Consider the following 20886-nt stretch of genomic DNA (forward strand, 5'->3'; position numbering starts at 1 on the left):
AATTAGCTGCCGACAAGGCCGAGTTCGGTGGTGCTGATGATCGCACCACCATTGCGCCCACGGACGATCCTGATTTCCAGGCCATCGGCAAGGGGTGGACTGTTTTGCAGCATGGCTTGCGCGGCCTGATCGCTTGGCGCGAAGGCAAAGCCGGTCGGTCCCCACGAGCTTTGGCCAATGCCCGCCGCGCCCTGAGCTTGCAGGTGATGGATTGTCTGCTCCACGCGCTTCGACGTGAAAATACCGCCGCCCTGCGCTGGTGCAAAGTGATTGCCGACAAGCTGCTGAATGCGGGTGATGGCAGAGCCGAATGAATTGAAGTCGCGATTGACGAGCGCTGGCATGACACTCAGCAAAACGAGACGGGCAATCTCGCCAATGCCTGATTGCGGAAAGGCAGGCAGCGCGCGAAACGCGTCGATTTCATTTTCGCCATGAAGGCCCTGCGTATCATGGTCCAGCACGAGGATGGCGCGCCATTCTTCGGGGAAAGGCAGGCGCGCGACGACCGGCGGCGGCGCTCCGCTGCCGTCATTTCCCGCATCGACGATGATGCCGCCTTCGGCAAAGCTGGCGATGCCCACGCCGGAGCGCGCGCCGCGCGACAGGATCATCGCGTCTCCGTCCGGGTCTAGCGGCAGGCCATGCAAGGTGCGAAGCGCAGCGGCGACAGCCAGCGCGATCTGCGTGCCGGAGCCCAGACCAGCGTGGCGGGGGATGGCTTCTTCGACGATGAGCCGGTGATTGCTGCGAATGCCGAGGTGCCGTTCCATCAAGGCAAGATGGGCGGCTGCGCGGTTCGCTTCCGGTCCTTCGACAACGGTTTCGCTGCCACGCGAGAGCGTCAGCACGGTTTCCGGTTCGGAAAGCGGCAGGCCGAGACTGCCGAAGCGACGGCCTGTACCGCCGCTCGGGTCGAGAAAGCCCAGATGCAGACGGGCAGGCACTGTTATGGTGACGGAACGCGTCATCTGCTCCCCTGCGGGTGCACTGAAAGGTTCAGTAATGTTAAGGTGCCCACACGCATGATAGCGGCTTTCCCCGCGGGGGCAAGCGTAGATGGGAGGTTCCTGATGAGTGAGAAATCGACCGAGCGCGTTTATACAGAAGAGGAAATCAACGGCCGCTTAGCGGCAGAGTTGCCGAAATGGCGTTACGAAAACGGCTGGATAAGGCGAAAGTACAAGACTCATAGCTGGAAATCGACGCTGATGGTGATCAACACGGTCGGGCATCTGGCCGAGGCAGCCTGGCACCATCCTGACATCGCAGCATCTTATGCATGGGTCGAGGTGCGGCTGATGAATCATGCTGCGAAAGGCATCACCGACAAGGATTTCGAGCTTGCGCGCAAGATTGAAGATGTTGTTCAGTGGCAGCCAGGCGCAGAGAGCGGTGCGCTGGAAGGCACGCCGAAAACGGACCAGCGCTTCGCCTATGTAAAATACGACTGAGTGAATTTCGCGGATTGCGTTTCTTTAATTCGCGGTTTTAGAATTACGACGGCACCAGAAAGCAGTTGAGTGAATGGCGGTTGCGTGGATCGGCAACCGGGAAGTGACTGGCGAGCAGGCCGCCCGAAGGGCTGCCGAATTGCTGGTTGCGAGCAGCTGCCCGGTTTTCAGTCTCAATGGTGATGTTCATGCTTGGCGCGCTGCGATCATGCTCGCCGAGCGCGTTGGCGCGGCCTATGACCAGTTAGATGGTGGTGTGCTGGCGCGAGAGCTCGCGCTGTTTACGGGCAAAGGGGCGATTACCGTCGCGCCCGGCGAGATGCGGCGGCGTGCCGATTGCATCGTGATTGTGGGCGAGCTTCCAGCGGTAAGTCGCGGGTGGATGAAGGAGCTCGTAGCGAGCCCGCCCGATCTTTCAGGTGGCGGCAAGCGCGATGTGTTTCGCGTCGGTACCGGTCTGGGATCGGGCAAGGAGATTGCAGCTGGCGATGGCGCTGCGCAGACGCTTGCAGCGCTGCGTGCGCAGTTGTCGGGGCGTGTCTCGGCTGTGCCGGTGAAGAATATAGAGGCGTTTCGCAAGGCGCTGGAGAAAGCTGCCTACACAGCGTTTGTGTATTCAGGCGCGGGGTTGGATGAACTCGGCATCGAAATGCTGCAAGGTGTCGTTGCCGACATCAACAAGACGAAGCGTGCGGCGATGGTGCTGCTGCCCGCCAGCGACGACGCCTGGGGAGGCGCACTTGTCTCGACATGGATGACGGGCTTTGCGCCGCGCACAGGATTTGGTCGCGGAATGCCGGAATATGATCCGTGGCGGTTCGATGTTGCGCGCATGATTGCGGATGGTGAGGCGGATCTGCACCTTGTAATGTCAGCGGGCAAGCAGGCGTTGGCGTTGCCGCGCAAGATGAACGCAATCGCGATAGCCCACACGGACAAGCCGGTGACTCATGCGGCGGTGACGATCCGGATAGGTGCGGCGGGAGTTGACCACGAGGCGGTACGTTATTCCAGCCGAACCGGGACGCTTGTTTTGGTCGAGGCGGCAAAGCCATCAAGCCATTTGTCTGCGATGTCGGCTATTCGCCTGATTGCGGAGGCGCTGCCATGCTGACGCAGATCAAGGGCGGTCAGGTCATCGATCCGGCGACAAATCGCTCCGGCGTGGGTGATGTGTGGTTTGAGGATGGGCGCATTGTGGAGGCGCCGCGCGACCGCAAGCCGGACCGGGTTATCGATGCGGCAGGCTGCATTGTGATGGCGGGCGCGATCGATATTCACTCACATATCGGCGGCGGCAATGTGAACACGGCACGGCTGTTGCTACCCGAAAGTCATCGCGCACATATGCCAAGGCCGATCGCGACGCCGCTGTCCAATGCCGGTTGGTCTACGTTCCAGACCGGTACGCGTTACGCGCAGATGGGTTTCACCACAGTGGTTGAACCGGCCATGTCGCCGGGGTCGGCGCTGCATACGCATCTCGAACTGGCTGACATACCGATCATCGACAAGGCGACCCTGGCCATTCTCGGCAATGATGATTTTCTGCTGTCGATGATACGCGACAATGCCTCACCTGCCATGATCGAGGACTATGTGTCCTGGACGGTGGCGTCGTCGCGGGCGCTGGGCGTCAAGGTCATCAATGCGGGGGCTGCGGCGGCGTTCAAGGATAATGTTCGGACGTTTTCTTTTGACGATGTGGTGCCGTTCTATGGCGTAAGCTCTCGCAAGATCGTCAAGACGCTGCAAGGCGCGGTCAATGCGCTGGGCATCCCGCATCCGCTGCATGTTCACTGCAACAATCTGGGTGTGGCGGGCGCAGCGGACACTGCTGCGGTGACGATGGCGGCGGCTGAAGGCTTGCCGCTGCATCTGGCACATTTGCAGTTCTATGGGTACGGCACGGAAGGCAAGCGGAAGTTTTCTTCCGCAGGAGCGCAACTGGCGGAAATCGTCAACGCAAGGCCGGAGATCACCGTCGATGTCGGGCAGGTGATGTTCGGCCAGACCGTGACCGTGTCGTCGGACGTGATGCGGCAGTTTTCGGCCAGAGGAACCGCAAGCCCGAAAAAGAGCGTGATCCATGACGGCGACGCCAATGGCGGCGGGATTGTGCCGTATAATTACAAGCCGGATTATTATGGCGCGCTGCAATGGGCGGTGGGGCTGGAACTGTTTCTGCTGATCGATGATCCGTGGCGGGTGTTTTTTACCACCGACCACCCCAACGGTGCGCCGTTTACGGCCTATCCGGCAATTTTCCGGCTGCTTATGGATAAGGAGGCGCGGGCGGAGGCTATCGCTACCTTACCGAAATCCGCGCTGGCGATGACCACGCTGCCGTCCATTACGCGCGAATATTCGTGGGACGAAATCGCCATCATGACACGAGCTGCTCCGGCGAAATTGCTAGGGCTGAAAGATCGCGGAACGCTCGCGCCGGGGGCAGTGGCGGATGTCGCTGTCTATCGCAAGCAGGACGACATTGCGAACATGCTGGGCGCTGCGGCCTATGTGTTCAAGGACGGTGATCTGGTGGTGCGCGACGGCGACGTGACACACTATCGGTGGGGCAAGGCGCTGCGGCTTGATACGCCCGTGGAAGCTTCGATGCGCAAGCGCATGGAGGCGTTTTATCAGGAGCGGTATGGGCTGTCGCTCGACTGGTTCACCTTCCCCGACAGCGCCATTTTGCGCGATGAACCATTTGCGGAGGTCGCATGTCGAAGCTGACCGTTCGCGGCGTCGAAATCGAAGATACGTTTGCCGAGGCCTTCGGCATGAAGGCGACCGCTGTGATTATCACCGCGCCGACGCTGAAATGGGCGCGGCAGGCGGCAATCACCATGACAGGGTTTGCGACTTCGGTGATCGCCTGCGGATGCGAGGCGGCAATCGATGTCGAACTGCCGGAGGCGCAAACGCCAGACGGGCGTCCGGGCGTGCGCGTGATGTTGTTTTCGATGAGCACTGATGAATTGCAGAAGCAGTTGCAGACGCGTGTCGGACAATGCGTGCTGACCTCGCCGGGTAGCGCATGCTTTGCGGCGATGGAGGGTGCCGACGAGATGAAGCTGGGGTCAGCGCTTCGCTATTTTGCCGACGGATTCCAGATTTCCAAGAAGATCGGCGGGCGACATTTCTGGCGCATGCCCGTGATGGATGGCGAGTTTTTGTGTGAGGCGACGACCCGCATGACACGCGCGGCGGTGGGCGGCGGCAATCTGCTGCTGCTGGCGGAAACGAGTGCAAAGGCGCTGGTGGCCGCAGAGGCGGCGGTAGCCGCAATCGAGGCGGTGCCGGGCGCGATCATGCCGTTTCCGGGTGGAATCGTGCGGTCGGGCTCGAAGGTCGGCGGCAAATATAAGGGTATGATGGCTTCGACGAATGACGCCTATGCGCCGACGCTGCGGCATTTGCCGCAATCGAAACTGCGGCCGGACATCAATGCGGTTCTGGAAATAGTGATCGATGGAGAGACGTCCGACGCGGTCGCGGCGTCCATGCGGGCGGGGATAGCCGCGGTGACGAAGCTTGGCCCGGCACGCGGCGCGAAAGGGATTACGGCGGGTAATTATGGCGGCAAGCTCGGTAAGTTTCATTATCATTTAAGGGATCTGTTGCCATGAGCGCGATTGTTTTCACGCTCCGGCACGAGCCGCCGGAACGGCTCGATCTTTCACGGTTGGTGCCTGATGTGCTGGTGGAACTGACCAAGTCCGAAATCGAAAAGATCGAGATTGGCACGACGAAATATGGCTCGCGCGTTGGCGATATTTTTCGGGTGAAGGGCAACAATGCCGCGAATGTTGTGTTCGAGGCCGGCAGTGCGCGCTTTGATGGTGTTGGCACGGGGATGACGAGCGGCGAAGTTCGCGTTGCGGGAGAGGTCGGTGCGCAGACTGGGCGACTGATGCGCGGCGGGTCGCTGTTGATCGAAGGCGATGCGGGGCCATTTGCCGCTTCATGTATGAGCGGCGGACGACTGGAAGTGCGCGGAAATGCCGGTGACAGGCTCGGCGGTCCGCTTGCTGGCGAGATGGCAGGCATGAAGGGCGGCGTCGTGATCATTCGCGGCAGGGCTGGCGAGCGCGCCGCAAACCGTATGCGGCGCGGGCTGATCGCTGTGGGCAAAGGCAGCGGCGACTATGCCGGTTCGCGGATGATTGCAGGCACGCTGGTTGTGCTCGGCAAGGCTGGTGCGATGCCGGGTTATCTCATGCGGCGGGGAACGATTGTGCTCGGCAAGACGCCGACGGAATTGTCGCCCGGATTTGTGGAGACGGGCGCGCCGGAAATTGCTTTTTCCGGTCTGCTGGATCGGTGGTTGGTGGATGAGGGTATTTTGGACAAGCCGCTGCTTGGCCGCGCCCCTCGTCGCTGGGGCGGTGATAACGCCGTGTTGGGTTTGGGCGAGGTGTTTGTGAAAGGGTGAAGTTCGCGCGGCCCCTCACTCTTACCCTCACCCCGCACGCAAGGAGAAGGGGACTTCAACGCTGAGTTCGATCCTTTGAAGTGCTTCATGATGAGCGCTAAGTCATCAATTCTCCCTCTCCTGCGTGCGGGGAGAGGTGAGGGGCAAACTATCTCAACACCGGTCCGGCCTGAAAGAATTGCAGGAACAGTTCGCGCTCGGTCGTGATGTCGAGTTTTTCGTAAATGCGGCGGCGGTGGTTCTTCACGGTGCCGACCGTGATGCCAAGACGCTGCGCAATTGTCGCGCTGGGGTGGCCTGCCAGAATTAGTTGAACAAGCTGGCGCTCTCGGTCGCTCAGTTCGGGCCATAGCCCATCGGGAATGCGAGGCTCGCTCAATGGTTTCATGCCGGGTTCAGATTGCCGGTCTTCGGGTTGGCGGCTTTCCAGATCGCGCAACTGCAACGCGGCGAAGGCCGGAAAGCGCTCGTTCAGGAGCGCAATTTCGGAATCGCGAAACGGTCTTTCCGTGCGGTCGAGAAAGATGCCGAGGCACCAGTCCCCTCCATCGGCCAGCAGGATTCCAACTTCGTCGCAGATTTCCGACTTCGCCAGAAAACCAGCAATGTATTGCCCACGTTTTACTTCGTCGTCGGCCAAGGCTTTAAGCGGAACGATGCCCGGCTTCCGCTCGCGCCGCCACCAGGCGTAAAACGGATCGAAGGCGTAGTAATCCGCGAGATAGCGCTCAACCATTGCGTTGGAAAAGCGCCGATGCTTGACGAATTGCGGCGTCTTGGTCGCGGAGTAGCGTGTCACCGTCACCAGATCGTGCTCGATGTCCGCGCCAATGAGGTCGATCAGCCGGTCGATGTGGCTGTCTGTTCCTGCTGCGCCGATGGCGCCGGACAATGCGGTCCAAACCCTGTGCGTCATGCAATCCGCCGATTGTGTCTTTTGGCATATGGCGCAAAGGGCGCCAGGAAATCTAGTCTGACTGCATCAATTCCGAACAGGGGGCAGATGTGACCCATCCCATCGTTATCGGCATCGACGCCGGCGGCACCATGACGGACACGATTCTCGTGGACGCCGATGGACATTTCAAGATCGGCAAGTCGGCCACCACGCCGCGCAATGAGTCCGAAGGGTTCATCGCTTCGGCGGAGGACGCGGCGGATGCGTGGGGGCTGTCGCTGGAGGAATTGTTCAGCGGTGTGAACGTGGTGCTCTATTCCGGCACAGGAATGCTCAACACGCTGCTATCGCGAACGGGACGCAAGCTCGGCCTCATCACGACGAAGGGCATGGAGGACATGGTGCTGATGGGGCGCGGGCTGCAGGCCTGGGCCGATTATTCCTATGCCGACCGTCTGCACGCGGTGACGCACCAGCATCCCGATCCGCTGGTTCCGCGCCGTCGCACGCATGGTGTGACGGAGCGCGTAGACCAGTTCGGCGACATTGTGCTGCCGCTCTACGAGCAAGAAGTGCGCGTCGCGGCGAAGAAGCTGATTGCGGACAAGGTCGATTCCATCTGCATCATGACGCTGTTTTCCCATGTCAATCCGGCGCACGAAAAGCGCATCGCGGAAATCTGCCGTGAGGAAATCCAGGCGGCGGGCGCGGAAATCGGCGTCTACGCCAGCCACGAGGTGCGCCCGGTCATTCGCGAGCAATCGCGGCTGAACTCGGTGTTGATCGAAGCCTATGCGACGTCGCGCGGGCGCATGCAGCTCAAGAGCATCGAGGATGCGTCGAAGAAATATGGTTTCAAGTATGGCGTGCAGACACTGCTGTCGTTTGGCGGGCTGACGTCCATCAACCATCCGCGCCTGCATGAAACGATGATCTCCGGTCCAATCGGCGGGATTTTGGGCGCGGCCTATGTTGGCAAGCTTATCGGCAATGACAGCCTGATCTGCTCGGATATGGGTGGCACGTCGTTCGATATGGGCGTGATTACCCGCGGCCAGACGCGGATCGAAAACGAGCCACTGATGGATCGTTTCAAGCTGAATGTGCCGACGCTGCATCTGGACACGATTGGTGCAGGCGCGGGCATGATCCTGAAGGTCGATCCGCTGACGAAAAAGGTTTCGCTCGGACCTGAAAGCGCGGGCTCTGACCCCGGTCCGATCTGCTTTGCGCGTGGTGGTACGGAGCCGACCATCGCGGATTGCGATGCGATCCTTGGTCGTCTCAACCCGGACTATTTCCTCGGCGGCAAGGTGAAGCTGCAAGTGGAGAAGGCGCGCGCTGCATTCAAGGAAAAGTGCGCGGATGTGCTGGGCGTTGGCGTGGAGGAAGCGGCGGAAGGCATGATCGAAATGCTGGAGGCCGACGCGAACAATGCGCTGCGGCGCGTGATTTCGGGGCAGGGCATCCACCCGTCAGAATTCACGCTGCTCTCTTATGGTGGTTCCGGACCGCTGCATCTGGCGGGGTGTTCCAGAGGCATTGGCTTCAAGGACATCATTACATTTCAGTTTGCCGCGGCGTTTTCGGCCTTTGGCTGCACCACGGCGGATTTCATGCGGCGGCATTCGGTATCTACGCAGATCGACATTTCGTCCAAGGCTAGCGATGCAACGCTCGTTTCCGTTGGCGAAAAGGTCAGCGAGGTCTGGCGGGACCTCGCGACCGCAGCGGTGAGTGAGTTGATGGCCGATGGACATGCGCGCGACAAGATCACGACCACGCCGTTCCTGATGATGCGGTATACGGGTCAGCTTGAAGACGTAGAGGTGTTGGCTCCGCTGCCCGCTGTGACTTCCGCAGAGGAGATGCAGAAGGTCATCGACGAGTTCGAGCAGGTTTATGCCAAGGTCAATCATCGTGTCTCGCGCTATGGCGAGGCGGGGTATTCCATCACCGAGCTTGGTCTGATCGCGACCGCCGACAAGGTGAAGCCGGTGCTGGTGAAACGGCCGCTGGGTAAATCGGATCCCGCCAGCGCACATAAGGGCGTGCGGCAGGCGTATATCGGCGGGCGCTGGCACGCGGCCAACTTGTACGAGATGGACGATCTGAAACCGGGTCATGAAGTGACGGGGCCGGCGATCATCGAGCATCCGGCCACAACGCTGGTGGTTCACCCTGGCGATCAAGTGTTCGTCGATGAGTGGACACTGCTGCACTATCGGCATTCCTAATTCAATGCATGAAGGAACAAACCCCATGCTGAACAAACCGACCGCGCCAATCCGCGAACGATTGATCGAATCCGAACGGCTGATGGAAGAAACCGGATGCTATGACGGCATTACGTCACTTTCGCTGCGCAATGAAGACCCGCTGAAGTTCGAGACGCTGCACACGAAGCTGCGCGCCTATTGCGTGTCGGCACGCGAGATGGCGCGGCGCATTTCTGCTTCGCCGGGAGTGCGCGAGGTGGGCGAGATGGTCGTGGCCATTTACACGCCGGAGGGCGACGCTATTGCGCTTTCCAACGGTATCATGGTGCATGTGCATACCATGAGCCGGTTCATCAAATGGATGATCCGCAACGGCTATGAGGAAAATCCGGGCATTCGCGACGGCGACATTTTTGCCAATAATGACGCGTTTATCGGAACGGTGCAGGTGCCGGACGTGATGGACGTCATGCCGATCTATCACGGTGATACGCTGGTCGGCTGGGCGGGTGCGGTGTGCCACGAGCTGGAAGCGGGCGGCATTACGCCCGGCGGCGACGTGGCGCTGGCGCAGGAGCGGTTTACGGAAGGACTGTTCGTCTGCGCGGAAAAGGTGGGCGAGAACGACGAACTGCGGCGCGACTATGTGATCCGCTGCGAGCGCAATCTGCGCATGCCGATTTACTGGGTGCTGGACGAGAAGGCCAAAGTGGCTTCGTGCATCGACATGCGCGAGAGCGTGAAAGCGCTAATCGATGAAATCGGGCTGGATTATTGGTTGAAGGTCTCGAAGGAGTTCATCGAGGAAGGGCGACGCGCGCAGCTTGCACGCACGCGGCAACTGACGGTGCCGGGCAAATATCGCGGCCATACGTTCTATGGTCACGTGACGGCGGGCAAGCCGGGCTATCAGCCGCTCGGCGATCCGGACTGGCTGTACAACATTCCGATCGAAATGGAGGTCGGGCTGGACGGCAAGATTACCATGGACTTCGAGGGCACGCAGCCGTGGGGATACCATTCCATGAACTGTACACCTGCCGGTATGGATGGCGGCATGTTCGTGACGCTGACCCAGCACATGAATTTCGAAGGGCTGGTCAATGACGGCGCGTGGATGGCGACGGAGTTGAAACTGCCGCACGGCACTTGGACCAATCCTGACAATGAGATGGTGGCGACGGCGACATCATGGGCGTTGCTGCTGCCTGCGTATGGCGTGTTCCAGCGGCTGCTGTCCCGCGCGTTTCTTGGACGCGGTTTCGTGGAGGAAGCGTTTGTCGGGCAGGTGAATAGCCCGATGATCGAGATGGGCGGCATGAGCCAGTACGGCACGCCGTTCGGCATGGCGCATTTCGAATGCGCTGCGGCGGGGTCTGGTGCGCTGGCAATCAAGGACGGGCTGGACACAGCCTATGTCGGCTGGAACCCCGAATCCGATATGGGAAATATCGAGATCTGGGAACAAAACATGCCGATGCTCTACATTGGCCGTTCGATCGTTCCGAACTCCGGCGGGGCAGGCAAATATCGCGGCGGCTGCGCGTTTGAATCGACCTGGCTCATCAACAAGACCGATCACCTGCGGCTGGTGACGTCTGAGCACTCCTCGCGTGTGTTTGACAATGGCGGCATGTGCGGTGGCTATCCCGCGCCGACCTGCCAGAAGCATCGCGCAGTGCGCAACTCCAACGTTTTTGAACTGGCGGAGCACGGCAAGCCAATAGCGCATGCGCCCGGCAGAAACCCGCATCACTCCGACTTCGAGGTGCGCTTTGAAGGTGAGTTCGAACTGGTCGAGGGGCCGTATATCACCGCGCCTCACAAGAGCGGCGACATTTTCAGCCATTCCTACAATGGCGGCGGCGGCTACGGCGATGTGCTGGAGCGCGATCCGGTCAAGACGGCGTGGGATGTCGAGAACGGATTCCTGACCAAGGAAGCGGCGGCCAGCGTGTTCGGCATTGCGTTGGCTGACGATGCCGAGGGCTTTCCAGTCGCGGACGTTGAGGCGACGGAGCGGCTGCGCAAGCGCAAGCGCGCCGAGCGGTTGGAAAAGGCCGTACCGGTTTCGCAATGGATGGCCGAGCAGCGCGAGCGCGTTCAGCAGGCGGATTTCGCACCGGAAGTGCGCAAGATGTACGCCAGCGCCATGAAACTTTCGCCGCGCTTCACGCGCGAGTTCGTGGAGTTCTGGGATTTGCCCGAAGGGTTCCGGTACGATGGATAAACGCCATTGCTGCCCCTCACGCTTACCCTCTCCCCGTTTTTACGGGAGGAGATGTCCGGCGGGACAGAGAGGGGCAGCGCCGACGTTGCACGCGAAAATATTCACGGAGTAATGTGATGACCAGCTACAGCAAGGAAGTCATTGCCGATCTTGTTTCTGGCAAGCTGCCGTGGCCGCAGACGCGGCGCATTATGAGCGCTTACAAGGACGATGATCGGTTCTTCAAATATATTCAGGTTTTGCAAGACCGCGTTGGCTGGAGCGACCCGATCCTGCTGCCGGTGAGCGATCATCTGTTTATCTGCGACAGCGCGGAAGGCCGCGTGACAAAATGCGAATGCGGGCATTCCTTTGGCGATTATCGTCGCAACTGGAAGCTCGCGGCGAGCATCATCGTGCGAGACACAGAAGAAGCCTTGCGCGAGATCTATCCGAACAGCGATATTCCCGATCCGCAATGGATGGAAATCCGCGAATTCATCTGTCCGGAATGCGGAACGTTGCATGAGGTGGAAGCGGCTGCGCCGGGCTATCCAGTCGTGCATGATTTCGAACCGGACCTTGAGGGCTTTTATCGCGAATGGCTGGGACGACCGCTGGAATGAATGAACTGGCAGGACGCAGTGCTGTCATTACCGGCGGGCTGACCGGACAAGGATTGGCAATTGCGCACGAGCTTGCGCGGCTTGGTGCCAATGTTGCGGTTGGTTCGTTTGTGCGTGAGGCGGCGGGACGCAGCGGCGATGCCGCTGCCTATCCCGACCCGGAAGAGATTGTTGCGGTGCGCGATGCGCTGGCGACGCATGGCGGCAAGGTGTTCGCTGGCCATCTCGACGTTCGGGATACGGATGCGATCAGGCAATTCCTGGAGGCGGCGGCGGGCGTGTGCGGCGCGCCGGACATTCTGGTGAATGCCGCAGGAACGACCGCAGAGCAGCCAGTTAGCGGCCACTCGGATGAGCTTTGGCTGAAGATCATCGATACCAATCTGAACGGCGCGTTTCGCATGATCCGCGAAGTGCTGCCGGGCATGATGGAGCGCGGATGGGGCCGCATCGTGAATATTGGTTCGACGGCCGCGGAGGTCGGCTGGAAGGACAATCCTGCCTATTGTGCGTCTAAGTCGGGCCTGTTGGGGCTGACCCGCTGCGTAGCGCTGGAAGGTGCGCCGCGTGGCGTGACTTGCGTAATGGTGAGCCCGACATGGGTGGAGACGGAACTGATGCGCCGCAATGTCGAGCAAGTGGCGGCGCGCGAGGGCAAGGGTCGCACGGCGGCTGAACTAATGGCGGAAATTGCTGCGCAGAACCCGCAACAGCGCATTATTCAGCCGGACGAGATTGCCGCTCTGGTGGGGTTCCTGTGCGGCGAGCGCGCCAAGGGCATCAACATGGAAAATATCAAGGTGACGGGCGGCGCGCTCTGGTAGGCGTTATGCCTTCATGAGCCATTCGTGCTCGGCGGCGTTGTGGAATTTCCACGTGCGCTTCGGACCAGCCATGACGTTCAGATAATAGAGGTCGTAGCCGTGGCAGGCTGCGCAGGGGTGGTAGCCCTTCGGCACCAGCACGACGTCGCCGTCCTCGATTGCCATCGTCTCGTCCAGCGAACGATCATCTGTATAGACGCGCTGGAACGCGAAGCCCTGCGGCGGGTTGAGCCGGTGATAATAGGTTTCTTCCAGATAGGATTCGGCGGGCAGATTGTCCTGATCGTGTTTGTGGGGCGGGTAGGAGGAGGTGTGGCCTCCCGGCGTGATGACCTCCACGACGAGCAGAGAATCGGCAGGCTGCGTTTCGGGAAGGATGTTAGTAACATAGCGCGTGTTCGTGCCCTTGCCGCGAACTTCCTGCCCAAGATCGGCGGGCGCGATGACGCGAACGGGAAGCCCGCCGCCAAGGCCCGGCGCGGTGCAGACAGCAAGTTCAAGACCGGTTTCTGCTGTGACAGACCAGCTGCCATCCTGCGGCACGTAGACAGACCACGGCTTGCCGTCGAATGGCGACATGCGCTCGCCGAGTACACCAAGGCTTTCGCCGTTTGCGGTCGCGTTGCCCTTGCCAGTGACGAAGACGAGGCAGGTTTCGCTCGTGCCCGTGTCGCCCTTGGCGGTTTCGCCGGGTTTCAGGCGATAAAGATCAAAACCGACATAAGACCAACCTGCATTTTTTGGCGTTATGTGCGTGACGCGGCCTGCTCCCTTGCCAGATTTGACCTTCAGTTTCGACATGCTCAGGCTCCGCTATCCGGTGTTTTATCTTCCGTGCTCGGACGGTAGTTATAGAGATATTCCCACGCGCCATAGACCGTAACCGCGCCGACCATCGTCGCCCAGAAGGTGTTCTGATGGTAGGTCTCAATGGCCGCCCAGACGGCGCAGGCCACGACCAGCAAAACCCGCCTCCATAAAGGATCGAGAAAAGGGTGGGCGGTGTTGGATTTCATCGCAGGCTCCGTGGGGGTATTATTCCTCGATCTAAGCCACAGGGAAGCCCTGTGTTTCAACCGTATAGCCTGCCGCGGTCATCACGCGCATCAATTCCTTGTGCCCGATCTGCGCCATTTTAAGAGGTGGGTTCTTCTTCGGGTCTTGTTCGGCCTCGACTACGAACCAGCCTTCATAGCCGTGATGAGCAAGGCGCTTGACGATGGCTCCGAAATCCAGCGAGCCATCGCCGGGAACCGTGAACGCGCCGAGCGCGACGGCATCTAGGAAGGACTGTTTCGTACGGTCGAGTGCATCGATCACCGGCATCCGTACGTCTTTGACATGCACATGCTTGATGCGCGCGTGATGATTGTCGATGGCGCGCAACACGTCACCGCCCGCAAAAACCAGATGGCCTGCATCAAGCAGCAGCGGAATTCCAGCGCCGGAATATTTCATGAAGGCATCGAGTTCCGGCTCGGTTTCGATAACCGCCGCCATGTGATGATGATAAACCAGCGGCATGCCCTGATCGGCACACCATTCGCCAAATTCGGTCAGCTTGCGGGCGTAGTCCTTCATTTCCGAGTCGGACAGTTTCGGCTTTGTCGCGAGCGGCTTGGAGCGGTCGCCCTGAATGGAGCGGCCAACCTCACCATAGACGATGCAGGGCGCATCGACCGCCTTGAACAGCTCGATCATTGGCTGGATGCGGTCTTTGTTGGCTGACATGTCTTCATTGACCAGCGTGCCGGAAAACCAGCCGCCGCAGAGCGTTACGTCAGCGGTCTTGAGGATCGGCAGCATGATATCTGGATCGCTCGGAAAACGGCGACCCATTTCCATTCCGGTGAAGCCTGCAGAGCGCGATTGGCGCAGGCATTCTTCCAGCGAAACGTCGTCGCTTAATTCTGCAAGGTCGTCGTTCCACCACGCAATGGGGGACATGCCAAGTTTGGCTTTCAACTCAAATTCTCCATTCAAAGAATGCTCAATTGCCGACGCGTTGCAGCTTGACGGCCTGTTCGTAGTTCTTGCGGGCGGCGTTGACCTGTTCGCGTGAACTGACTTCTGGCACCGCGACATCCCACCAATGGCCGCCAGCCTCGGTGGAGATAAGCGGGTCGGTGTCGATGACGATGACAGTTGTGCGGTCGTTCGATTTTGCGCGCCCGAGAGCGGCTTCCAACTCCGCAATGGATGCGGCCTTTTCTGCAATTGCGCCAAGGCTGCGCGCGTGAGCAGCGAAATCGACCTCGGTCAATTGTTCATGCCGCGCGTCTTTCAGCAGATTGTTGAAGTTTGCCCCGCCGGTAGCCATTTGCAGCCGGTTGATGCAGCCAAAGCCGCGATTGTCCAGCAGGACGATGGTCAGTTTTTTGCCAAGCATGACGGAGGTGGCAATTTCCGAGTTCATCATCAGATAAGAGCCGTCGCCCATCATGATGACTACTTCTGTGTCGGGCCATGCCATCTTCACACCGAGCCCGCCAGCAATCTCGTAACCCATGCAGGAGAAGCCGTATTCGGCGTGATAAGAGCCGGGCGCGCCGGACTGCCACAGCTTGTGCATTTCACCCGGCAGACCGCCCGCCGCGTGGAGGGCAATGACGCCTGTGCCCAGTGCGCGCTGAACCGCGCCGATCACCTGTGCGTCGGATGGCATGGCGTTGGTTGCGGCTGTTACCTTTGCCGCTGCCTTCTGCCATTCGGCCTTGCCGTCCTCGGCGTTCTTTGTCCAGCTCGCGGGAGCGGTGTACCCATCAAGCGCTTTGAGCAATTCCTTCAAGCCTTCGCGTGCATCGGCAACCAGTGGCAAAGCACGATGCTTCGCGGCGTCAAAAGGCTGGGTGTTGAGGCCGATGATCGTTTTGCCCGCGTTCTTGAACAGCGCCCATGATCCTGTCGTGAAGTCCTGCAGACGCGTGCCGACCGCCAGAACAACGTCGGCTTCCTCAGCGAGGCGGTTGGCTGCGGATGTTCCCGTGACGCCGACTGCCGCCATGTTGAGGCGATGCGCGTCGGGCAGCGAACTCTTGCCGCCCTGCGTTTCGCAAACGGGAATGCCGGTTGCGGAGGCGAATTTGTCGAGCGCTGCGGAGGCTTCGCTGAACAGCACGCCGCCGCCTGCGATGATGAGCGGCTTCTTCGCCTTGGACAGCGCCTCGGCGGCGAGCTTCAATTCGTGAAGGTCTGCGCGCGGGCGGCGCATTGTCCAGACGCGTTCCTCGAAGAAGCTTTCGGGATAGTCGTAGGCTTCGGCCTGAACGTCCTGACAAAGCGACAACGTGACCGGGCCGCATTCGGCGGGGTCGGTGAATATCTGCATCGTGCGGGCGAGCGCGGGAATGATTTGTTCAGGCCGCGTGATGCGGTCGAAATAGCGCGAGACGGGGCGGAAGCTGTCGTTTACCGACACGGTGCCGTCGCCGAAATCCTCGATCTGTTGGAGCACAGGGTCGGGAATGCGGTTGGCGAATACATCGCCGGGGAGAAGCAGGACCGGCAGGCGATTGACGTGGGCAAGGGCCGCGGCCGTCACCATGTTCAGCGCGCCGGGGCCGATGGAGGTCGTTGCCGCCATGACGCGGCAACGGAAGCTCGCCTTTGCGAAGGCGATTGCCGAATGTGCCATCGCCTGCTCATTGTGCGCGCGGAACGTAGGAAGCTGGTCGCGGACGCCGTAAAGTGCTTCGCCTACGCCTGCGACATTGCCATGACCGAAGATGGCCCACACGCCAGCAAATAGCGGGACTTTTTCTCCGTCGATTTCCGTCATCTGGCGAGTTAGAAAATGCACCAGCGCCTGTGCCATAGTGAGCCGGATTGTCTTGGTCATCTAATTTTCCTCCTGCCCGATATTTGCGAATAGGTCGCGAATAATAATACCCCTCATCCATGAGGGGTAATAGCTCATCATGCCGCCATCATCTCGCGCGTGGCGAGCCATAGGTCGCAAAGTGTCGAAAAGCGCTCCGCCATATCATCGATAGCCTGAGTATCCGTGATTGTGCCTGCCAGCCACGCCTCTGCGGCGTCGGCAAAGATGCTGCGGCCAACCGCGAAACCCTTCACGACCGGCGAGGCGGTGGTTGCCTCAAACGCTTCGCGCAGTTCGTCGATAGGTGCTTCCAGCCCTAGCAGCACCACACCACGGCAATAGGGATCGTTGGCGGTGATGGTTGCCTCGATGCGCTTCCACGCATCGGGTGATGCCTGCGGTTCCAGTTTCCACCAGTCCGGCTTGATGCCGAGCTCGTAAAGCTCCTGCATGGCGCGGGAAACGGTGTCTTTTTCAAGCGGTCCGTTTTTGCCCGCGATGATTTCGACCAACAGTTCGCGCCCGACTTTGCGGGAGGCGTCATAGAGCGCGACCAATTTCTCCTGCTGCTCCTGTTTCAAGGCAGCAGGATCGTCGGGGTGGTAGAAGCAAAGGCACTTGATGCAATGCGATACGGGCCATTCGACCAGTTGCGAGCCGATGTCCTGCCCGAATTCAAAACGCAGAGGCCGCGAGCCGGGAAGTTCGACCGGACGGCCGAGCCATGAGAATCCGTGCTTGGCATATTCATACAGGGCGTGGCGGCCATGCTTCTCGTCCAGCAGCATGCCGTAACCCGGCCTGCCATTTGCGACCTTGGCGGCGGCCTTGACCGCCAAAACCTTGAACGCCTCGATGCGGGAGAAGTCTGCACCGGCGCGCTTTGCGGCATCTTCAAGCTGGATGCGATGATCGCAGGCAAGGGCCATCAGCGAGGGGATCTCACCACGGCGCGTGGTCGCCCAATGAACGTGATTGATCACCTCGTCCTTGCGCAGTGCGCGGTGCGGGCTGCCGTTTTTGAGGAAGGTCTGAAGCTCTGCCCAGGTGGGATATTCGGGCGAGCAAAGCAGGCGTGACACGGCAAACGCGCCGCCTGCATTCGCCCAGGTGGCGGCGGTAGCGAGGGCTTCGCCGCCAAGCCAGCCGCGCAGAAAGCCGGACATGAAGGCGTCGCCAGCGCCAAGCACGTTGAACACTTCGATCGGGAAGCCCTTGCCGATGATGCCTGCTTCGAGGTCGTCGCTGATGGCGCCGTCATAAACAATGCAGCCCATAGCGCCGCGCTTGAGCACGATCGTTGCCTGCGATAGCGCGCGAATCGCCTTGAGCGCCGACAGAACATCGTCCGCGCCGGAGGCGATCATGATTTCCTCTTCGGTGCCGACGATGAGGTCGCAATCGGGGAGGATGGATTTCAGCTTCGCGGATACGGCGTCCGACTTCACATAGCGCTCGAAGCCCTCGGCGTGACCAGCCAGTCCCCAGAGGTTCGGGCGGTAGTCGATGTCAAACGCAACCTTGCGGCCATGCTGCTTGGCAATGGCGATTGCCTTGCGCTGCGCGGCTTCGGCATTCTCACGGGAGAAATGCGTGCCTGTGACAACGATGGAGCGCGAGGAGGCGATGAAGTTTTCGTCAATGTCTTCCGGAGCGAGCGCCATATCCGCGCAATCGCTACGGTAGAAGATCATGGGCGACACGCCTTCGGCTTCGACGGCCAGAAGGACCAACGCGGTCAGCCGTTGTTTGTCGGTTTTCAGCCCCTCGGTCGAAACGCCTTCGCGTTCAAGCTGCTCACGGATGAAACGACCCATCTGCTCGTCGCCTACGCGCGTGAGCAGCGCTGAACGCAGCCCAAGCCGAGCCGTGCCGATGGCGATGTTGGCAGGGCAGCCGCCAACGGATTTTGCAAAGGATGCAATGTCCTCAAGGCGCGAACCGATCTGCTGGCCATAAAGATCGACTGATGCTCGCCCGATTGTAATGACATCCAGCGCCGGTGGGGCGCTGCGGGTATCCGCCATATGGTCCTCCCAATGCGCTTATGGCCGGAACACCGGCTGCCTGATGCCATGCTTTCTTTGTTTGATTTATGAAACAACAATTCCATATGAAGGTCAATATGGAATATTTATTCCTAAACGAAAGATCATGATGCCAAACGCGCTTTCGACGTCTCGATTCGTTCGATGGTGCCGAGGATTTCCGACGAAGAAACGGGCTTTGAGAACAAAAAGCCTTGAGCCAACACGCACCCAAGGGAGAGGAGCAGCTTGGCATTTTCTTTCGTTTCCACACCCTCGGCAGAGACTTCGATTTCGAGCGCTTTGCCTAGATCGATGACTGATTTTACGAGAAGCGCATCGTCTAGGGAGGAGGTTGACCCGCTCACAAATTCCTTGTCGATCTTGATCTTGGTAATCCAGCCATTCTTGATGGAAGCGAAGGTGGAGAAGCCGGTTCCGAAATCATCTAGCGCGATTGAAACGCCCGCTTCGGCCAAGGTTCGGAGTTTCTTGTCTGCGCGAGAATAGTCGAGAGATGATTCCTCGGTGATCTCTATCTCGAACTGAGCCGTGGACAGCCCACGCGCGCGGAGACCTTCAATGATGAGCTTGTCTACCTCGGTGATATCAAGCTCGAGCGGAGAGAGGTTCATCGCAACTTTGATTTCGGGACGGCCTGACTTATTGAGCCGCCCCATTAAGGCGCAGCAATTGGTGAAAACCATGTCGGTCAGCACCGGCAGCGCGCCGATCTCGCGTGCGGCTGTGATGATTTCAGGCGGGGAAATCGTGCCATGCACGGGATGGGTCCAGCGTACCAGTGCTTCTATTCCAGCTACGCGCCCGGTATCGAGATCCACGATGGGCTGAAACCAACTCGTTAAATCCGACGAAGCGATAGCGGCGCGCAAATCCCGTTCGATATGCTGGCGGCGTTCCAGTTGGTGACGGAGTTCCGTATCGAAGAAGTAAAACTCGTTACGCCCCTTCGCTTTGGCGGCGTAGAGGGCGACATCGGAGTGCAGCAGCATGTCTGCTGCGTCCAGTTTCTTCGATTCATATATACCGACGCATGCCCCGATGCGGGCTGAGGGCGCCGATGAATAGGGAGCCGTTATCGAATCGATGAGCTTCTGAACTTTCGCGTGCTCAAGACTTTTTCCGGGTTCAAGCTGATGGACGATTGCAAATTCGTCACCGCCTATGCGCGCGAGAATGGCGTCGCCAGGTGCCCAAGCGGCGGCGCGTTGGGCTAATTCGATAAGAAGATCATCGCCGATGCGGTGGCCATAGGTATCGTTGACTGACTTGAAGCCATCCAGATCAATCGCCATTGCCGCGAAGGTTTGATTTGACGGCTTGGCCGCAGCTAACGCGTGCTCGAAACCGCGCCGGTTCAGAAGACCTGTAAGGTGATCTTCTCTCGAACTGCGCTCCATCTCCTCAGCAAATAGCTCGGCCTTTCTTCTCAGCCGGATCAGCTCCAGAAAGCGGGCCTCGGCCATGAAGGAACTGCGAACCAGCCCGACCAGGAAAAGGGCGACGGCGAAAGCGAGCGCCGAGCTTTCAAACGTGGCACGCCAGACAAGAGTGAGCGCTGCGGTGATGAGGGGCGGGCCGATAAAATTGATGGAAAGCAGGGCACATGAGCCGCTGTAAGTGACCGCGCCTGCACAGATACCTGCCAGTATTATCAAATTGAAGGTTGATGTGGGCTGTGTGTAGCCTTCTGTGAGGACCGCCAGATAGGACCAACAAATGCCCGACATGAACGCGAATGCTTTAAGATGAAAAAGCTGGTTCTCGGGGACGGTGGCGATCGGTCTTAGGGCGATTGCTATGCGCGCGCCGTTGATTAGATTTACGGCAACAAACCAGATTAATACGCGAATACCTTCGCCCGCAGAATATTCGATCGCAAGGATGAGCAAGGAGAGTGCAGCGCTGATGGGCATGGAAACCCAGAGGCCGGACCTTACGTCCTCCAGCTGATCGCGGACAATGCGTGTTTCGAGGACGTCATTCTGCAAAGCGGCGGACCCGATCAAGACGCGGTTTTGGGTTTTGTCGCGATGCAAGCCAGCAGGCTATAACAGGGCGAACTCACAAGCGGACGCTGGTCACATCCAGAAATTCGGTTCGGGGTGTTCACCCATTTCGCTTGACCTATCTTTGCTACGAGATCGGTAACACGCCGCGACACGCAGGCAGGTTTCAGTTCCGGGAATGTAGAAGTAGCCCTCGCCGTAGGTATCGCAGACGCGAACATATTCCATCGGTTCCGGCTCAGCCACAACCGCGACCGCATCCGCCGCGCGAGCACCTGACATAGCAACGAGCGCTGCCGCCGATCCCAAAAGAATGCCTTTGAACGTCATTTCCAAAC

Annotated in this window: 17 protein-coding genes and 1 pseudogene; 9 read left to right on the forward strand and 9 right to left on the reverse strand. The window is 59.6% G+C overall.

The features are described 5' to 3' along the window. Positions 1–2 precede the first annotated feature (2 nt). A complete protein-coding gene (locus DY251_RS14835; RefSeq protein WP_116624695.1) occupies positions 3–971 on the reverse strand; it encodes a beta-ribofuranosylaminobenzene 5'-phosphate synthase family protein in 969 nt (322 codons plus the stop codon). Between the two features lie 102 nt (positions 972–1073). Between DY251_RS14835 and DY251_RS14840 the strand changes: the two genes are divergently transcribed. The 5 genes from DY251_RS14840 (at position 1074) to DY251_RS14860 (ending at position 5895) form a co-directional block, all read left to right on the forward strand. Further along, positions 1074–1454: a 4a-hydroxytetrahydrobiopterin dehydratase gene (locus tag DY251_RS14840; protein WP_116624696.1), complete on the forward strand. Its 381-nt coding sequence runs from the start codon at positions 1074–1076 to the stop codon at positions 1452–1454. A 73-nt stretch (positions 1455–1527) separates the two neighbouring features. Beyond that, positions 1528–2568, forward strand: coding sequence for a molybdopterin-binding domain-containing protein (locus DY251_RS14845; protein ID WP_116624697.1), 1041 nt, complete (start codon positions 1528–1530; stop codon positions 2566–2568). Continuing rightward, positions 2562–4193, forward strand: a complete 1632-nt coding sequence (locus DY251_RS14850; RefSeq protein ID WP_116624698.1) for a formylmethanofuran dehydrogenase subunit A — start codon at positions 2562–2564, stop codon at positions 4191–4193. The genes DY251_RS14845 and DY251_RS14850 overlap by 7 nt, the downstream gene beginning before the upstream one ends. Then, entirely contained in the window at positions 4181–5089 is a 909-nt protein-coding gene (gene fhcD, locus DY251_RS14855) for a formylmethanofuran--tetrahydromethanopterin N-formyltransferase (RefSeq protein WP_116624699.1), read from the forward strand. The genes DY251_RS14850 and fhcD overlap by 13 nt, the downstream gene beginning before the upstream one ends. Next, complete coding sequence (locus DY251_RS14860; protein ID WP_116624700.1) at positions 5086–5895, forward strand: formylmethanofuran dehydrogenase subunit C; 810 nt, start codon at positions 5086–5088, stop codon at positions 5893–5895. Before fhcD ends, DY251_RS14860 begins: the two co-directional genes overlap by 4 nt. Before the next feature lie 148 nt (positions 5896–6043). Here the strand turns inward: DY251_RS14860 and DY251_RS14865 are convergent, their stop codons facing one another. Then, a complete protein-coding gene (locus DY251_RS14865; RefSeq protein WP_116624701.1) occupies positions 6044–6811 on the reverse strand; it encodes a helix-turn-helix transcriptional regulator in 768 nt (255 codons plus the stop codon). Between the two features lie 89 nt (positions 6812–6900). Between DY251_RS14865 and DY251_RS14870 the strand changes: the two genes are divergently transcribed. The 4 genes from DY251_RS14870 to DY251_RS14885 all read left to right on the forward strand — a co-directional run bounded on the left by DY251_RS14870 (position 6901) and on the right by DY251_RS14885 (position 12671). Then, positions 6901–9030 carry a hydantoinase/oxoprolinase family protein gene (locus DY251_RS14870; protein ID WP_116624702.1) on the forward strand — a complete coding sequence of 710 codons (2130 nt, stop codon included), beginning with the start codon at positions 6901–6903 and terminating at the stop codon, positions 9028–9030. A gap of 25 nt (positions 9031–9055) precedes the next feature. Beyond that, complete coding sequence (locus DY251_RS14875; RefSeq protein ID WP_116624703.1) at positions 9056–11242, forward strand: hydantoinase B/oxoprolinase family protein; 2187 nt, start codon at positions 9056–9058, stop codon at positions 11240–11242. A gap of 116 nt (positions 11243–11358) precedes the next feature. Continuing rightward, entirely contained in the window at positions 11359–11847 is a 489-nt protein-coding gene (locus DY251_RS14880; protein ID WP_116624704.1) for an acetone carboxylase subunit gamma, read from the forward strand. Next, positions 11844–12671, forward strand: a complete 828-nt coding sequence (locus DY251_RS14885; protein ID WP_116624705.1) for an SDR family NAD(P)-dependent oxidoreductase — start codon at positions 11844–11846, stop codon at positions 12669–12671. The genes DY251_RS14880 and DY251_RS14885 overlap by 4 nt, the downstream gene beginning before the upstream one ends. 3 nt (positions 12672–12674) lie before the next feature. On the opposite strand, the gene iolB is transcribed toward DY251_RS14885, so the two are convergent. From iolB to DY251_RS14920, 7 genes and pseudogenes are all read right to left on the reverse strand, one after another. Then, positions 12675–13472: a 5-deoxy-glucuronate isomerase gene (iolB, locus tag DY251_RS14890; protein WP_116624706.1), complete on the reverse strand. Its 798-nt coding sequence runs from the start codon at positions 13470–13472 to the stop codon at positions 12675–12677. A 2-nt stretch (positions 13473–13474) separates the two neighbouring features. Beyond that, positions 13475–13687 (reverse strand): hypothetical protein, encoded by a 213-nt coding sequence (locus DY251_RS14895; RefSeq protein ID WP_116624707.1) that lies wholly within the window; start codon positions 13685–13687, stop codon positions 13475–13477. A gap of 31 nt (positions 13688–13718) precedes the next feature. Continuing rightward, complete coding sequence (gene iolE, locus DY251_RS14900; RefSeq protein ID WP_116624754.1) at positions 13719–14636, reverse strand: myo-inosose-2 dehydratase; 918 nt, start codon at positions 14634–14636, stop codon at positions 13719–13721. 25 nt (positions 14637–14661) lie between these two features. Continuing rightward, positions 14662–16509: a 3D-(3,5/4)-trihydroxycyclohexane-1,2-dione acylhydrolase (decyclizing) gene (iolD, locus tag DY251_RS14905; protein ID WP_116624708.1), complete on the reverse strand. Its 1848-nt coding sequence runs from the start codon at positions 16507–16509 to the stop codon at positions 14662–14664. A 77-nt stretch (positions 16510–16586) separates the two neighbouring features. Next, positions 16587–18518, reverse strand: a complete 1932-nt coding sequence (locus DY251_RS14910) for a bifunctional 5-dehydro-2-deoxygluconokinase/5-dehydro-2-deoxyphosphogluconate aldolase (protein WP_116624709.1) — start codon at positions 18516–18518, stop codon at positions 16587–16589. 125 nt (positions 18519–18643) lie between these two features. Beyond that, the gene (locus DY251_RS14915) at positions 18644–20530 is read right to left on the reverse strand and encodes a putative bifunctional diguanylate cyclase/phosphodiesterase (RefSeq protein ID WP_245415976.1); all 1887 of its coding nucleotides are present in this window, start codon (positions 20528–20530) and stop codon (positions 18644–18646) included. A gap of 153 nt (positions 20531–20683) precedes the next feature. Beyond that, positions 20684–20878 (reverse strand): annotated as a pseudogene (locus DY251_RS14920) (porin); the annotation flags it as partial. Positions 20879–20886: the final 8 nt, after the last annotated feature.

This window comes from Mesorhizobium denitrificans (genome assembly GCF_003403035.1).
GTDB lineage: Bacteria > Pseudomonadota > Alphaproteobacteria > Rhizobiales > Rhizobiaceae > Mesorhizobium_G > Mesorhizobium_G denitrificans.